The organism is Mesorhizobium sp. M1396, assembly GCF_040317725.1.
GTDB lineage: Bacteria > Pseudomonadota > Alphaproteobacteria > Rhizobiales > Rhizobiaceae > Mesorhizobium.
This window is the reverse complement of record NZ_JAMYLA010000051.1, coordinates 37,936-52,832: the sequence shown is the minus strand read 5'-3', so window position 1 is coordinate 52,832 and position 14,897 is coordinate 37,936. Positions and strand designations below refer to the sequence as shown.

Below are 14,897 nucleotides of genomic sequence, written 5' to 3'. Positions count from 1 at the left end.
CTGGGAGGACCAGTTCAACCTGTCGCTCGACCCGGAAACCGCGCGGTCCTTCCACGACCAGACCTTGCCCAAGGAAGCGCACAAGCTGGCGCATTTCTGCTCGATGTGCGGGCCGAAATTCTGCTCGATGCGAATTTCCCACGACATCCGCGCCGAAGCGCAGAAGGAGGGCATGGCGGCCATGGCGGCGAAATACCGCGAGGGCGGCGATCTCTACATTCCAACTGGCGAGACCAGCGTCCCACTCATGCCTGAGGCCCCGGAACCGTCATGAGGGTGCTGGTCAAAGGGGCCGGCGTCGCCGGCCTCACCGCCGCCTTCGAACTCGCCGCCCGCGGCGCGACGGTCACGGTCGCCGAGATCCGGCATGGCCTTGGAGGCAATGCGTCGTGGTTCGCCGGCGGCATGCTGGCGCCATGGTGCGAGCGTGCAAGCGCCGAGCAGCCGGTGCTGGATCTCGGACGCGACGCCGCCAACTGGTGGGATGCCGCAACGCCCGGCTTGGTAACACGGCGGGGAACGCTGGTCTTCGCCGCGCCGCGCGATGCGCGCGAGCTCGACCGGTTCGCTAGTCGCACGTCGGGCCACCGGCGTGTCGGTGAAGAGGAAATCGCGTTGCTGGAACCCGACCTCGCCGGCCGCTTCCGGCGCGGATTGCTCTTCCCCGATGAAGCTCATCTCGACCCGCGCCAGGCGATGGCAGCACTTCATCACAAGCTCGCGGCAATGGGCGTCGAATTCCACTTCGGCGCCGACCCCCAGCATGTTTTTGGTTTCGATCGTCAGATCGATTGCACGGGAATGGCAGCCGCCGATGACAGGCTGCGCGGCGTTCGCGGCGAAATGCTCATCCTGCGCACCCCTGATATCTCGCTGTCACGCCCGGTCCGGCTGCTTCATCCGCGCTTCCCGCTTTATGCGGTGCCGCGCACCGACCACCGTTTCATGATCGGCGCGACGATGATTGAAAGCCAGTCCGCCGGACCAGTCACGGCGCGTTCGATGATGGAGCTGCTGGGGGCCGCCTATGCCCTCCATCCGGCTTTTGGCGAGGCCGTGATCGTTGAAACCGGTGTCGGCGTTCGTCCAGCCTTTGCCGACAACCTGCCGCGCGTCGAAATGAACGGAGACACCGTCGCGATCAACGGGCTCTATCGTCACGGATTTCTTCTCGCCCCCGCCATGGCGCGCCAGGCTGCCGACCTGGTTTTCAATCAAGACGCAACCAAGGAACTTGCTCATGAAACTGATGGTCAACGGCGAATCGCATGAGGTTGCCACCGCCACGCTGGCGGAGCTGCTTGCCGCGCTCGACTACGAGGGCGATTGGTTGGCAACGGCCGTCAACAGCGACCTCGTGCACAAAGCCAACCGGGCGGAATTCCAGCTAAGCGATGGCGACCGGGTCGAAATCCTCTCGCCCATGCAGGGAGGCTAGATCATGTTAGAGCTTTATGGAACCGAGCTTCCGTCGCGCCTGCTTCTCGGCACCGCGCAATATCCTTCGCCGGCCATCCTTGCCGAGGCTGTCAAGGCGTCGGGCACATCGGTGGTGACCGTCTCGTTGCGCCGTGAGATGGCAGGCGGCAGGGCCGGCGAAAAATTCTGGTCGTTGATCCGCTCGCTCGGCGTCAGAATCCTGCCCAACACTGCCGGCTGCCACTCGGTCAATGAAGCTGTCACGACCGCGAAGATGGCGCGCGAAGTTTTCGGCACCAACTGGATCAAGCTCGAAGTGATCGGCAACCACGACACGCTGCAGCCGGACGTGTTCGGGCTGGTCGGGGCCGCCCGCATCCTGTGCGAGGACGGTTTCGATGTATTCCCCTATACCACCGACGATCTTGTCGTCGCCGAGCGGCTGCTGGAGGCGGGCTGTCAGGTTCTGATGCCGTGGTGTGCACCGATCGGTTCCGCCCTCGGGCCGATCAACATTCCGGCGCTGCGCTCGATGCGCGCACATTTCCCCGGCGTTCCACTGATCGTGGATGCTGGGCTCGGGCGGCCGTCGCACGCGGCCACCGTCATGGAACTCGGCTTTGATGCCGTGCTCCTAAACACCGCCGTTGCCAAGGCGGCCGATCCGGTCGGCATGGCGTGTGCGTTCGGCAAGGCGGTCGAGGCCGGTCGTGAAGCTTTCAGCTCCGGAATGCTCGAACCGCGCGACGTCGCCGTGCCATCGACGCCGACCATCGGCAGGGCAGTTTTTTCATGAAGCTTGATCCCTTCTACCTGATCGTCGACAGCGCTGCCTGGATCGAACGGCTGGTGCCGCTCGGCGTCAAGCTGGTGCAGTTGCGCATCAAGAGCATGGATGAAGCCGGGTTGCGCGCGGAGATCCGCAAGGCCAAGGCTTTATGCGCCCAGCACCAATGCCAGTTCATCGTCAACGACCACTGGCGCCTGGCAATCGAGGAAGGCTGCGACTTCGTCCATCTCGGCCAGGAGGATTTGCTATCCGCCGACCTCGCGCGGATACGGGCAGCCGGCGTGAAGGTCGGGGTCAGCACGCATGATCATGTCGAACTGGAAACGGCCATGGCCGCCATGCCCAACTACGTCGCGCTCGGCCCCATCTATCCCACCATCCTGAAGAAGATGAAATGGGCGCCGCAAGGGCTTGAGCGGATCAGCGAGTGGAAGCATCGGGTGGCGCCGATCCCATTGGTCGCCATTGGCGGCCTCAACCCCGACCGGCTCGACGGTGTTTTCGAGGCTGGTGCGGACAGCGCGGCAGTGGTCACCGACATCACGTTGAATGCCGATCCCGAAGCGCGCACGCGAGAATGGATCGAAAAGACAAAGCCATGGCGCTGAGGCGAGAACCGCATGTGCTCGTGGTCGGCGGATCAGACTCCAGCGGTGGGGCTGGAATTGCACGCGATATCGAGACGATCTCTTCCATTGGCGTGCGCACCTGCCTTGCCGTCACCGCGCTGACGGTGCAGACGCACGAAGCCGTGATGGAAATCCATCCTTCGCAGCCCGATCTTGTGGCCAATCAGATGCGCGCGGCGCTGCAGGCCAACGAGGTGGCGGCCATCAAGATCGGGATGCTCGCTACGGCCGAGATCGTCGTTGCCGTTGTCGCTGTGCTGCGCGAAAATCCACAGGTGCCGGCAGTGCTCGACCCGGTGCTGGCCTCGACGTCGGGCCGGGGGCTCCTGGAAGCCGGCGCCATCGCCGCCTTGAAGCGTGATCTGATGCCATTTTGCGGTCTGGTCACCCCCAATCTCTTCGAGCTGGCGCTCCTTGTTGGCGCGGAACCGGCGGCGGACGAGAGCGACGCGATGAAACAGGGACGGAAATTGCTGGCATCTGGCGCGCGGGCCCTGCTGATCAAGGGGGGCCACGCTGCGGGACCTCGTTCGACCGATATTCTGTTGCGCCGTGATCAAGAACCAATCCGCTTCAACACACCGCGCCTTGCAGGATCGATGCGCGGGACGGGATGCATGCTGGCCAGTGCGATTGCGGCGCATCTGGCGAAGGCGAACTCGCTTGAGGACAGCGTGCGCAAAGGCAAGCTATTTGTGTTCGAGAAGCTTCAGAAGCAAGCAGCCGAATGACAGTGGCTTTATGCCCAAGTTGATCTGCCCGCCTGAGCGGGCGCCCGTCTTTCGATCCTCGGCCTTTGAGTGTTTCATGTGCGCGAAGCAGACCCGCCGATTTGCGCGTGGCGCTCCGCCCTATTTGTAGCGTCCACAATCGCGCGGATCGCCTCCGATCATGGTTTGGCCCGCCCACGTTCGACGAGCTGTTCCAGCGCGCTCGCCTCATCCTCGCAGCCGTAAATCATTGAAATCATTTCGTGAATTATGGTACCGTTGGCTGGGATCGAACCAGCGACCTCCGGATCCACAATCCGGCGCTCTAACCATCTGAGCTACAACGGCACGTTTGCCTGAGTGGGATCGAAGCAGAAACTCATCCCACTCGACCGCTCTGTCGTTCGGCGATGCGTCCTTACGGGCTTATGGATTCTAATTCAAGGCTTTTGGAAAGCAAAGATCACTTCCCCACATCGGCACGACATTTGCCTGGCAACAAGAGGCACAAGGCAAGAACAGGGCGCCAGACAAAGAAAAAGGCCGGCGGGAGGAGGTGCCGGCCTTTTCCTGTTACGAGCCAGCGGGAGGAGGTGCTGGCTGGTCACCCCGGGAGGCAGAGGGAGGAGGTTCCACCCGCCGGGTATTCCTTGATGGTCACCATCATACGGTTGATCTATCTTAAGAAAATGCGACCTTTTGTTGCATCTTCAGATCATGCGTAAATGTTAGGCGACCTTGATTTCCTTCATCGCCTTCTCGAAGGCGGTCTTGATCGGCTTGGAGACGTCCTCGGCCGCCTTGGAGGCGACAGCCTGGAAGTCCTTGGCCTGCTCGACGGTGGTTTCGACGCGCTTGCGCAGGAACGCGGTCTGCAACTCGACGACTTCCGACAGCGACTTGGCGCCGATCAGCGCTTCGAGGTGCGAGAAGCCGGCTTCGGCATTGGCACGCAGGGCGGAAATGGTCTTGAGCGAAAGGTCGCTGGAAACGGTCTTGGCGGTCTCGAAGGTCGACTCCAGAGCCTTCTGGGTCTCCTCGGCGCCGGTCTTCAGCTTGGCATAGGCTTCCTTCGACTGCTCAACGCCCTTTTCGGCGAAGGCGCGCATCTGGTCGGTGGCCTTGGAAGCGTCGAAGCTCGGGAATTCAACGTTTTCGATCGTCTCGGCGGCTTTGGTCCTGGACATTTTCCATCCTTTTCAGCGGCAGCGGCTTTGACAGAAAGCCGTCTCGTTCATGTATGATGGCAATATAAAGGCAAATTTTGTGCATTGCAATATCTTTGTTGCAGTGCACCATAAATTCTTTTGGGCCATTAACCAAGAGCCCAAATTCCAGCCTTTGCACGTTCTGGCTTGTGGACCTTCGCGCCTCCGGCTTTTATTAACAAAGCGTTAACTGCAAATTCGCCGCTCCGTTAGGGTTAGCCAAGGCATGCCGTCCGAATATTCCTTCCTCGACGTCGCCGTGCTCGACGCGGTCCGCCAGCGCTTTGCCGCCGGCGACGCGATCGCGATCCTGTCGGCGGACCTGGAGCAGGTGATCTGGGCCAATGGGCCGGGAGCCGCGATGTTCGGCTATCCCGACATCGAGGCCATCATCGGCGCCTCGACGCAGCTGCCCTTGATCGCCAAGCGCCAGATCATGGCGACCAGCGGATTTCCCGAGATTGGCAGCGACCGCGCCATCATGGTGCGGCTGGCGACCGGCATGACCAGCCGCGCCGTCGGCTTCCTGGCCAGTGCCGTGAGCATGCCGGACGCCGAAAAGGCGATCATGCTGGCCGTGCCGGCGGCGCAGACGGGTTCGCGCAGTGCCGGCGAAATCGCCGCTCGCGCCATCAGCGGGTTTACCGAGGATGGCCATTTCATCGCCTTTGTCGATGCCGCGGGCAACATCGAGGCCGCCTCGGAGGGGTTTTCGGCGCTGGGTATCCTGCCGGAGACGCTGGCCGCGCTCGTCGCCGATGTCGCGGCCGAGAGCGACCGCATCGTCAAGCGCCTCGTCCCCGGCGGTGCGACCTCCTATCCGGCGGGGCTGGCAAGACTGACCGAAGAGCGGCATCTGCTGGTGGTGATCGACGAGGACCAGCTCGACGACACGACCGCTGGCGGCGAACACCCGGCGCAAACCATTGCCGGGGCTGCGCCGGCCGGCGACGTCGCCGCATCGCAGCCGCATGAGATCGCCGACGCGACGGCGCAGCCGCCCACGGCAGCCAACAGCGATCAACCGGCAGCCGCGCGCACGCGGGCGCAGCACGACCATTGGTACTTCAATGCCGGCGAGGACGAAGGGCAACGGGCGCCGCGACCAGCCGCGCCCGAACCTCAAGCACCGGCTGAAACGGCCGCCCTGGAATTTCCTGCCCAAGACACGAAACGGGACGATGTCCAGGCCACCTCCGCGCCCGCGACGGTCTCGGCGACAGATCGCATGGCGGCGCCGGTACGCTTCGTCTGGCGCACCGATGCCGAGGGCAAGTTCAGCGCGCTGTCGCCGGAATTCGCCGACATAGTCGGCAAGCCGGCGGCCGACGTGATCGGCCGGCGCTTCAGGGATGTCGCGGCCACCTTCGGTCTCGACCCCTCCGGCGAAATATCAGGCCTGCTCGAACGGCGCGACACCTGGTCCGGGCGCTCCGTGCTCTGGCCGGTCGTCGGCACCGGTCTGAAGATACCTGTCGACCTGGCGGCGCTGCCTGTCTATGGCCGCAGCCGCGCCTTCGAAGGTTTCCGCGGCTTCGGCGTCGCGCGCACCAGTGATGCGGTCGTCGATCCGGAAGCCATCGGCATGGCGCTGGTGCCCAACGGCAGCGCGCCAGCGACGCCGGAACCGCAAGCCGTCGAAGCCGAGCCCGAACAGCCAAAGGCCGAGGATGCTCAGGCATCGGATCCGTTCAAGGGCGAGGTGCCGGCGCTGACTATCGTGCCGAAACCGGAACGGCGCTTTGCCGACAAGGTGATCAGGCTGGCCGAACATCGGCAGCCAGCCAACGACAAGGGTCTGTCGAGTCTGGAACGCAGCGCGTTCCGCGAGATCGGCGAGCGGCTGAAGAAAGACAGCTCCCCGGTCGAGCCGCCAGGGGCCGAGAAGCCCAGCCTTGAAAGCTTCGAGGAAGCGACGACCGAAACATCTGCTGAACCTTTGGGAAAAGCTGACGTGCCTAAAGCGGAGGCCGAAGCCCCGGTCGAGGCGGCTGGCGAGGTTGCGTCGACGCCCGATGCTGTCCAGCAGGAAGACTCCACGCATGCCGGCGAAATCCCCGCGGCAGAGCCAGAGAACGAAACAGCGCCAGCCGAGCTGTCCGAAACCGATGTCGATGCCGAGGACGAGCGGGATCTGGCGCGGCTTGATGGCGGCCATCCGAACGAAGCGGTTCATGAAGACCCCTCCGAGTCGAATGCGGCGGCGGGCTCATTGCTCGACTATGCCGACCATGATGACGACAGCATGACGTCGGCGGACTTTCGCGATGCCGAGGATAGTGAAGATTGGGCGCAGCCCGACGAGGAAGCCTCGGCGCCTGACGAGCAGGCGGTTGCGTCGGCCGAGGAAACCGCCAGTCCAAGCGACGCCGTTGCGGCACGCGTCGAGCGCCCTCGCCTGCAGGTGCCGCCGCTCAAGGCCGAAGGATTCGTGCCGTCGGCGTTTTCGGCCGGAGATGAGCACAAGGCTCCGGACACTTCGCTTCTCGGCAAGCTGCCCGTGCCGCTGCTTATCCATTCCGGCGACCAGTTGCACTATGCAAACGACGAATTCCTCAATCTGACCGGCTATGAGGCGCTCGACGACCTGGCGGATGCCGGCGGCCTCGGCGCGCTGTTTGCCGATCCCTACGCCCACGACGGCGCTTCCGACGGCGCCGATCGCGCGCTTCGGTTGAAGACGCGTGACGGGCAGGAATTCCCGATCGAGGCTATTTTGCGTTCAGTCCCCTGGCGCGACGGCAAGGCGCTGATGCTGGTCGTTCGCCGCTCCGGCGAGGATGACGCACCGGTGAATGCGGTTGGCGACGAGCAGACGCAGCCCGACATTCCCGAGCTCAAGGCGCGAATCGCCGAGATGCGCACCATCATCGACACCGCCACCGACGGCGTCGTGCTGATCGGCCGCGACGGCACCATCCGCTCGATCAGCCGTCCGGCCGAAGCGCTGTTCGGTTTCGACAGCGACGACGTGACCGGCAAGCCGTTCGCCTCGCTGTTTGCGATCGAAAGCCAGCGGGCCGCCCGCGACTATCTCAACGGGCTGTCCGAGCCCGGCGTGGCGAGCGTGATGAATGACGGGCGTGAGGTGATCGGGCGCGAGGCGCAGGGGCGCTTCATCCCGCTGTTCATGACCATTGGCCGATTGCCCAACGACAGTGGCTTCTGCGCTGTCGTGCGCGACATCACGCAGTGGAAGCGGGCCGAAGAGGACTTGACGCAAGCGCGTGCGGTGGCCGAGCGCGCGTCCTCGCAGAAGACCGATTTCCTCGCCCGTATCAGCCATGAGATACGCACGCCGCTCAATGCCATCATCGGCTTTTCCGAACTGATGGTCGACGAGAAGTTCGGACCTGTCGCCAATGACCGTTACCGTGACTATCTGCGCGACATCAACCGGTCGGGCAATCATGTGCTCGACCTCGTCAACGACCTGCTCGACATATCGAAGATCGAAGCCGGCCAGCAGGAGATGGCCTACGAGGCGGTGTCGCTCAACGACACGCTGGCCGAGACAGTGGCGATGATGCAGCCGCAAGCCAACCGCGAGCGCGTCATCATCCGCTCCAGCTTCGCTTCGCGGTTGCCGGAAGTGGTGGCCGACCTGCGCAGCGTGCGCCAGATCGCCCTCAACATCCTGTCGAACGCCATCCGCTACACCCAGGCCGGCGGCCAGGTGATCGTCTCGACCGCCTATGAGACATCGGGCGACGTCGTCATGCGGGTGCGCGACACCGGCATCGGCATGAGCCAGGCCGAGATCGAGCAGGCGCTGAAGCCGTTCAAGCAGATCAATGCGCTGAAGCGCGGACGCGGCGACGGCACCGGGCTTGGATTGCCGTTGACCAAGGCGATGGTGGAAGCCAACCGCGCCCGGTTCATCATCAACTCGACACCGGGTGAAGGCACGCTGGTCGAGGTCGCTTTTCCCTCGACCCGTGTACTTGCGGAATAGGCCAGCGCCCCTCCACAGCTCGATCTCGTACCGGCAAAAGAAAAGGCGCCCAAAGGACGCCTTAAGAGATAGGATTGCTGTCACAACGGGGGCTTGAGCGAATTCGGATCCTCCGGGGGCCGAGGAACGGGATTTCTCCCTCAAGTTGAATGCGACTATCGACGCCGGACCTTAACAACTCCTTACCGGCCCGGCGGAAAATTTACGGATGTGTACCACTCATGAAATCTAGGTAAATTCTACCGACATATTTCGGTAACCATGCCGGATTCTTTGTTTCATGCATGTCGTTGTCTCAAAACCGGGGCCACTTTTGAGCGACATGCATTAGCGATCACTCCGCCAGTTGCGGCAGGTTCTTGAACAGCTCCAGCGCCTCTGGGTTGGCGAGCGCCTCCTTGTTCTTGATGGCGCGGCCATGCACCACGTCGCGCACAGCAAGCTCGGTGATCTTGCCCGACTTGGTGCGCGGGATGTCGGTGACGGCGACGATCCTGGCCGGCACGTGACGCGGGCTTGCCCCGCCGCGGATTTTTGCCCGTATGCGTTTTTCAAGTTCCTCGTCGAGCTGCACGCCGGCGGCCAGGCGCACGAAAAGGACGACGCGCACGTCGTTGTCGAAGTCCTGGCCGATGCACAGCGCCTCCAGGATCTCCGGCATCTGCTCGACCTGGTTGTAGATCTCCGCCGTGCCGATCCTCACGCCGCCCGGGTTGAGCGTGGCGTCGGAACGGCCATGGATGATCAGGCCGCCATGCTCGGTCCATTCGGCGAAATCGCCATGACACCAGACATTATCGAAGCGCTCGAAATAGGCCGCCCGGTACTTCTTGCCCTCGGGATCGTTCCAGAAGCCGATCGGCATCGCCGGAAACGCCTTGGTGCAGACCAGCTCGCCCTTTTCCTGCCGGACCGGCCTGCCGTCGTCGTCCCAGACATCGACGGCAAGGCCGAGGCCGGGACCCTGGATCTCGCCGGTCCAGACCGGCTGCGTCGGCACACCGAGCACGAAGCAGGAGACGATGTCGGTGCCGCCGGAGACCGAGGCCAGATGGACGTCTTTCTTGATGCCGTCATAGACGAAGCGGAAATCCTCCGGCGACAGCGGCGAGCCGGTGGAGGAAATCGCCCGCACGCTCGACAGATCATGGCTGCGGATCGGCTTCAGGCCGGCCTTGCGCACGGAATCGATGAACTTGGCCGAGGTGCCGAAGAAGGTCATCTTCTCGGCATCGGCAAAGTCGAACAGCACATTGCCGTCAGGGTAGAAGGGCGAGCCGTCATAGAGCAGCAGCGTGGCACCCGAAGCGAGCCCCGACACGAGCCAGTTCCACATCATCCAGCCGCAGGTGGTGAAGTAGAAGAAGCGGTCGCCCTCGATCAGCCCTGCATGCAGCCGGTGTTCCTTGACATGCTGGATCAGCGTGCCGCCGACCGAATGGACGATGCATTTGGGAATGCCGGTCGTTCCCGACGAGAACAGAATGTAGAGCGGATGCGCGAAAGGCAGCGGCTCGAAGGCAACGGGCTTGCCGGCGAAGGGCGACAGCGCCTCTTCCAGCGCCACCGCCTTGTCTATGGTGCCAGCGACATCGCTCGAAGTGCCTAGATAGTCGACGACCAGGATCTTGCGGACAGTGCCGAGCTTGGCCGCGACCGCGGCGATCTTGTCGGCGACCTCGATCGCCTTGCCGTTGTACCAATAGCCATCGGGCGCGATGAAGACGACAGGCTCGATCTGGCCGAAGCGGTCGAGCACGCCCTGCTCGCCGAAATCGGGAGAGCAGGACGACCAGACCGCGCCGATCGAGGCGGCTGCGAGCATGGCGGCGACGGTCTCCGGCATGTTGGGCATCATCGCGGCAATGCGATCGCCCTTCTTCACCTTGAGCGACAGGAAAAGCTGCTGCAGCCGCGAGGTCAGCGCATGCAACTCGTTCCAGGACAGACGGCGCTCGACCTTGTCCTCGCCGCGAAACACGATCGCCTCACTGGCGCCGGTCTTCTTCAGGAGATTCTCGGCGAAATTCAGTGTGGCCTCGGGGAAGAACGATGCGCCGGGCATCCTGTCGCCGTCGACCAACACAGGCTCTCCCTTGTCGCCGACGATGCCGCAGAAATCCCAAACCAGGCTCCAGAACCCGTCGCGGTCCTCGACCGACCAGCCATGAAGCTGCGAATATGAAGAAAACGCCACGCCGGCTTTCCCAGCGGCGGCCTTCGTGAAAGCGGTCAAGGGTGCTGCATCAATCTGGTCTTGCGTCGGGGTCCAGAGCGGTACTTCGGCAGCCATGATCGTTCCTCCGCGGTCGCCATCGCTTATGCATATCGCAGCGCAGCAGAGCAAGATTTTGTTCGGCCGATGCGGCCAGATGTGCGCAAATGCCATCGCGGGGCCATAAAGACTTGAAATGCGTCAGCCCTAAGTCGTAGTGACGACTGGAAGTCGTGGTAACGACTGGGTTACACCATCGGGCGATTTTGTCGGAATGGAAGCATACGGGGCGATATGCCATCATCTTTGATCCGGCGCGGAATATGGGCGATCGGCGCTGCCGTGATCGTCATCGCGCTGGTGGTTGCTACCCTGCCGCTGATCGCCTCTACTCGTATCGTGCGCGACCGCATCGCTTGGGAAATGAGTGCGTGGAGCGGCTTCCGGGTCGCCATCGAGGGCTCGCCGCGCATCGAGGTCTGGCCGACATTCCGGGCAATCCTGACCGATGTGACGCTGTCGCAATGGACCGACACCGAGGCGCCACCGGTCGTCGAGGCCGAACGGGTCGAGGTCGACCTTTCCGCCATGGCGGCCTTGCGCGGCGACGTGGTGTTTTCGACGGCGCGGCTGGTGCGGCCGACGATCCGGGTTGAGCGCACGCCAACCGGCCTTTTCCTGCCCGCCGTCCCGACCGGCGGGCGCATCACGCGTTCCATCGACGCGGCGCGCGGCGTCGTCAATGCCGACCCCGCCGCGCCGGATCTCGACAAGCTGCCGACCGATACTTTCGGCACGGTGGAGTTTCGCGACGGCCGCATGGTGGCTTCGGTCAATGGCAAGGACGTCGAGATTCTGAGCAGCCTGAGCGGCCAGGCGACCTGGGCGGCGATGAACAGCAATGCGACGCTGTCGGCGACGGGGATCTGGCGCGGCGAAAGCGTGGCCGTGGACGCCGCCTCGGAGAAGCCGCTGGTGCTGTTTGCCGGCGGCATGGCGCCGCTTACTCTGTCTTTCAAGGCCGCGCCCGCCACCTTCTCTTTCGACGGCACGGCCAGCATGTCCGAAAACAGCTATTTCGACGGTCAGGCGAAGTTTTCGGCGCCCTCGCTGCGGCGCGTGCTGGAATGGTTGCAGTCCGGCATCGCGCCAGGCGCCGCGATCGGCTCGGTCAGCATTTCGAGCAAGGTCACGGCGACGGCCGGGCGCGTCAAATTCGACAACACCGCCATCGCGCTGGACAACAATCCGGGAATGGGAGCGCTGGACCTGTCGCTTGGCGAAGCTCAGCCGGTGATCTCCGGCACACTCGCCTTCGACACGCTCGACCTCAGATCGTTCCTGTCGGCCTTCACGCCGCTGGCGCCGACCGGAGGGGCCGGGCCCAGCGAAATCGACACAAGTTTCGCCGACAAGATCAACCTCGATCTCAGGCTGTCCGCGGCACACGCCACGGCGGGGCCTATCCAGCTCGCCGACGTCGCCGCCACCGCACAGGTCAAGGATGGTCTGTCCGTCTTCGATATCTCCGATGCCTCGGCCTTCGGCGGCAACATCCAGACCAGCCTTCGCTTCGACCGCAAGCCGGAAGGTTCGCAGGTCGAAATCCGGCTGCTGGCGTCCGATATCGACGGCGGTGCTTTCGCCACGGCGGCGGGGATGACCCGGCTGGTGCCGGTCGGCACCGGAACCGTCTCGGTGATCCTCAAGGGGCCTGGCAGAACCTGGGACTCCATCTTCGACAATGCCGACGGCTCGGTTTCGGCGACCTTCGGACCGGGTGCGTTGAGCAAGCTCAACTTGCCGGCCTTCCTCAAGCATACCGAACAAGGCGGCTTCTTCGCGCTCGACGACGTCTCCGACGGAACGCTGCCGATCGACGGCGCCGAGATCAAGGCCAGCATTTCGAAGGGCGTGGCTCGGCTCGACAAGGCCGAAGCCAATTCGGCGAAATACAAGATCTGGCTGTCCGGGATCGCGTCCTACGCCGGACGCGGACTGGCCCTGTCCGGCGGTGTCATTCAGCAGGACCAGGCGGCAACGCAGACCACTGGCCAGCAAGGTTCCAACCAGTCATCGTTTTTTGTTGGCGGGACCTGGAGCACGCCGTTCATTTCCCCGATCAGCCGCGGCGTTTCGGGGGAATAGGCAGCCGCGCTTCCCATCTTCACCCGCGCTGCGCGGCCTGCTCGTCGAGCTGGCGCTGCACCTCACGCCGCTTGTTGGCAAGCGAGGCGATGATGACGCCGATCGCCACAACGGCGATCAGGATGGTGCAGGCGGCGTTGATCTCCGGCGTCACGCCGAGGCGAACCTGGCTGTAGATCTTCATCGGCAGCGTCGTGGCACCCGGCCCGGAGGTGAAGCTGGCGATCACCAGATCGTCGAGCGAAAGTGTAAAGGCCAGCATCCAGCCCGACACGATCGCCGGCATGATGACCGGCAGCGTGATCTGGAAAAAGGTCTTCACCGGTGTCGCGCCAAGATCCATCGCCGCTTCTTCCAGCGAGCGGTCGAAGGTGACGAGGCGCGACTGCACGACGACGGCGACGAAACACATGGTCAAGGTGATGTGAGCCAGCGTGACGGTCAGGAAGCCGCGGTCGAGACCGACGGCAACGAAGAGCAGCAGCAGCGACAGGCCGGTGATGACTTCCGGCATGACCAGCGGCGCAAAGACCATGCCGGAGAACAGTACCCTGCCCTTGAAGCGGGTGTAACGGGTCAAGGCGAGTGCCGCCAGCGTGCCGAGCACCGTCGCCACGGTGGCCGAGATCAGGCCAACGCGTGCCGTCACCCAGGTCGCGTCCATGAGGCCCTGGTTGTGGAACAGCGAGACGTACCATTTGGTCGAGAAGCCGCCCCAGACGGTGACCAGCTTGGACTCGTTGAAGGAGAAGACGATGAGCAGCACGATCGGCAAATAGAGAAAGGCAAAGCCAAGCACGATCGAGGTGATGTTGAAGCGGCTCCAGGTGGTGTTCATGAGGTCACCTGTCCATTTCCTGAGCGCGCGCCTGAGCCCGCTGGAAGAGCATGATCGGCACGATCAGCAGCAACAGCAGGATGACGGCGACGGCCGACGATACCGGCCAGTCGCGATTGGCGAAGAACTCGTTCCACAGCGTCTTGCCGATCATCAGCGTCTGCGATCCACCGAGCAGATCGGGAATGACGAACTCACCGACGGCTGGAATGAACACCAGCAGGCAGCCGGCGATGACGCCCGGCAGCGACAGCGGGAAGGTGATCTTCCAGAAAGCGCTGGTTGGCGGACAGCCGAGATCCTTTGCCGCCTCGATCAGGGAATAGTCCATCTTCTCGAGAGCGGAATAGAGCGGCAATACCATGAACGGCAGATAGGAATAGACGATACCGATGAAGATCGCCGTGTAGGTGTTGAGGATGATCAGCGGCTGGTGGATGACCCCGGTGGCGAGCAGCAGCTGATTGAGCAATCCTTCGGGCTTGAGAATACCTATCCAGGCGTAGACGCGGATCAGGAACGAGGTCCAGAACGGCAGGATCACCAGCATCAGCAAGGTTGGGCGGATCGTCGCTGGCGCGCGTGCCATTCCATAGGCGATCGGATAACCCACGAGCAATGTCAGGACTGTCGAGATCGCGGCGATGATGACGCTGGTCACATAGGCGTTGAAGTAGAGCGCGTCCTGCGTCAGCCAGGTGTAGTTGTCGAGGCTGAGTTGTTTCAGCTGATCCAGAAATCCGGAAATGCCGCCGCTGAAATCGAGTGCCGGCGTATAGGGTGGAATGGCGATAGCCGTCTGCGACAGCGAAATCTTGAAGACGATGACGAACGGAATGAGGAAGAAGAACAGCAGCCAGACATAGGGGATGATGATGACCAGGCGGCCAACGAAGGCAGCGCCCAACTTGGCGAGGGCGGATTTGCCGGCATTGATTGCCGGAGAGGCTGATGTGGTGGTGACGGTGGCGCTCGACATGGTCGC

General features: G+C 63.2%; 12 protein-coding genes and 1 tRNA gene. 8 read left to right on the top strand and 5 right to left on the bottom strand.

Features of this window, described 5'->3' with window-relative positions; genetic code table 11:
• From NKH02_RS27050 to NKH02_RS27025, 6 genes are all read left to right on the top strand, one after another.
• A partial coding sequence (locus NKH02_RS27050) for a phosphomethylpyrimidine synthase ThiC (RefSeq protein ID WP_352882762.1) occupies window positions 1-274 on the top strand: 274 nt, incomplete at its 5' end.
• Window positions 271-1,272 carry a glycine oxidase ThiO gene (gene thiO / locus NKH02_RS27045; protein ID WP_352882761.1) on the top strand — a complete coding sequence of 334 codons (1,002 nt, stop codon included), beginning with the start codon at window positions 271-273 and terminating at the stop codon, window positions 1,270-1,272. The genes NKH02_RS27050 and thiO, both read left to right, overlap by 4 nt.
• On the top strand, window positions 1,241-1,438 hold the full coding sequence (gene thiS, locus NKH02_RS27040) for a sulfur carrier protein ThiS (RefSeq protein ID WP_352869610.1): 198 nt from the start codon (window positions 1,241-1,243) through the stop codon (window positions 1,436-1,438). Before thiO ends, thiS begins: the two co-directional genes overlap by 32 nt.
• 3 nt (window positions 1,439-1,441) lie before the next feature.
• Window positions 1,442-2,215 carry a thiazole synthase gene (locus tag NKH02_RS27035; RefSeq protein WP_352882760.1) on the top strand — a complete coding sequence of 258 codons (774 nt, stop codon included), beginning with the start codon at window positions 1,442-1,444 and terminating at the stop codon, window positions 2,213-2,215.
• On the top strand, window positions 2,212-2,817 hold the full coding sequence (locus NKH02_RS27030; RefSeq protein WP_352882759.1) for a thiamine phosphate synthase: 606 nt from the start codon (window positions 2,212-2,214) through the stop codon (window positions 2,815-2,817). The genes NKH02_RS27035 and NKH02_RS27030 overlap by 4 nt, the downstream gene beginning before the upstream one ends.
• Window positions 2,808-3,569 carry a hydroxymethylpyrimidine/phosphomethylpyrimidine kinase gene (locus NKH02_RS27025; protein ID WP_352882758.1) on the top strand — a complete coding sequence of 254 codons (762 nt, stop codon included), beginning with the start codon at window positions 2,808-2,810 and terminating at the stop codon, window positions 3,567-3,569. The genes NKH02_RS27030 and NKH02_RS27025 overlap by 10 nt, the downstream gene beginning before the upstream one ends.
• A gap of 250 nt (window positions 3,570-3,819) precedes the next feature.
• Here the strand turns inward: NKH02_RS27025 and NKH02_RS27020 are convergent.
• Both NKH02_RS27020 and NKH02_RS27015 read right to left on the bottom strand, forming a co-directional pair.
• Window positions 3,820-3,896, bottom strand: a tRNA-His gene (locus tag NKH02_RS27020).
• Window positions 3,897-4,276: 380 nt separating this feature from the next.
• On the bottom strand, window positions 4,277-4,735 hold the full coding sequence (locus tag NKH02_RS27015; RefSeq protein WP_352882757.1) for a phasin: 459 nt from the start codon (window positions 4,733-4,735) through the stop codon (window positions 4,277-4,279).
• Between the two features lie 247 nt (window positions 4,736-4,982).
• Between NKH02_RS27015 and NKH02_RS27010 the strand changes: the two genes are divergently transcribed.
• Window positions 4,983-8,711: a PAS domain S-box protein gene (locus NKH02_RS27010; protein WP_352882756.1), complete on the top strand. Its 3,729-nt coding sequence runs from the start codon at window positions 4,983-4,985 to the stop codon at window positions 8,709-8,711.
• Window positions 8,712-9,045: 334 nt separating this feature from the next.
• Here NKH02_RS27010 and NKH02_RS27005 read toward each other — a convergent pair whose 3' ends face one another.
• Complete coding sequence (locus NKH02_RS27005; RefSeq protein ID WP_352882755.1) at window positions 9,046-11,004, bottom strand: acetoacetate--CoA ligase; 1,959 nt, start codon at window positions 11,002-11,004, stop codon at window positions 9,046-9,048.
• A gap of 216 nt (window positions 11,005-11,220) precedes the next feature.
• Here NKH02_RS27005 and NKH02_RS27000 point away from each other — a divergent pair, with 216 nt between their 5' ends.
• Window positions 11,221-13,074 carry an AsmA family protein gene (locus tag NKH02_RS27000; RefSeq protein ID WP_352882754.1) on the top strand — a complete coding sequence of 618 codons (1,854 nt, stop codon included), beginning with the start codon at window positions 11,221-11,223 and terminating at the stop codon, window positions 13,072-13,074.
• Window positions 13,075-13,093: 19 nt separating this feature from the next.
• On the opposite strand, the gene NKH02_RS26995 is transcribed toward NKH02_RS27000, so the two are convergent.
• Together NKH02_RS26995 and NKH02_RS26990 are read right to left on the bottom strand one after the other, a co-directional pair.
• Window positions 13,094-13,912: an ABC transporter permease gene (locus NKH02_RS26995; RefSeq protein WP_352869624.1), complete on the bottom strand. Its 819-nt coding sequence runs from the start codon at window positions 13,910-13,912 to the stop codon at window positions 13,094-13,096.
• 4 nt (window positions 13,913-13,916) lie between these two features.
• A complete protein-coding gene (locus NKH02_RS26990) occupies window positions 13,917-14,891 on the bottom strand; it encodes an ABC transporter permease subunit (RefSeq protein ID WP_352882752.1) in 975 nt (324 codons plus the stop codon).
• Window positions 14,892-14,897 lie beyond the last annotated feature (6 nt).

Excerpts from the sequence above, each read along its gene's own strand:
- thiO (WP_352882761.1), top strand. The coding sequence starts at position 271 with ATGAGGGTGCTGGTCAAAGGGGCCGGCGTCGCCGGCCTCACCGCCGCC.
- thiS (WP_352869610.1), top strand. The coding sequence starts at position 1,241 with ATGAAACTGATGGTCAACGGCGAATCGCATGAGGTTGCCACCGCCACG.
- NKH02_RS27035 (WP_352882760.1), top strand. The coding sequence starts at position 1,442 with ATGTTAGAGCTTTATGGAACCGAGCTTCCGTCGCGCCTGCTTCTCGGC.
- NKH02_RS27030 (WP_352882759.1), top strand. The coding sequence starts at position 2,212 with ATGAAGCTTGATCCCTTCTACCTGATCGTCGACAGCGCTGCCTGGATC.
- NKH02_RS27025 (WP_352882758.1), top strand. The coding sequence starts at position 2,808 with ATGGCGCTGAGGCGAGAACCGCATGTGCTCGTGGTCGGCGGATCAGAC.
- NKH02_RS27015 (WP_352882757.1), bottom strand. The coding sequence starts at position 4,735 with ATGTCCAGGACCAAAGCCGCCGAGACGATCGAAAACGTTGAATTCCCG.
- NKH02_RS27010 (WP_352882756.1), top strand. The coding sequence starts at position 4,983 with ATGCCGTCCGAATATTCCTTCCTCGACGTCGCCGTGCTCGACGCGGTC.
- NKH02_RS27005 (WP_352882755.1), bottom strand. The coding sequence starts at position 11,004 with ATGGCTGCCGAAGTACCGCTCTGGACCCCGACGCAAGACCAGATTGAT.
- NKH02_RS27000 (WP_352882754.1), top strand. The coding sequence starts at position 11,221 with ATGCCATCATCTTTGATCCGGCGCGGAATATGGGCGATCGGCGCTGCC.
- NKH02_RS26995 (WP_352869624.1), bottom strand. The coding sequence starts at position 13,912 with ATGAACACCACCTGGAGCCGCTTCAACATCACCTCGATCGTGCTTGGC.
- NKH02_RS26990 (WP_352882752.1), bottom strand. The coding sequence starts at position 14,891 with ATGTCGAGCGCCACCGTCACCACCACATCAGCCTCTCCGGCAATCAAT.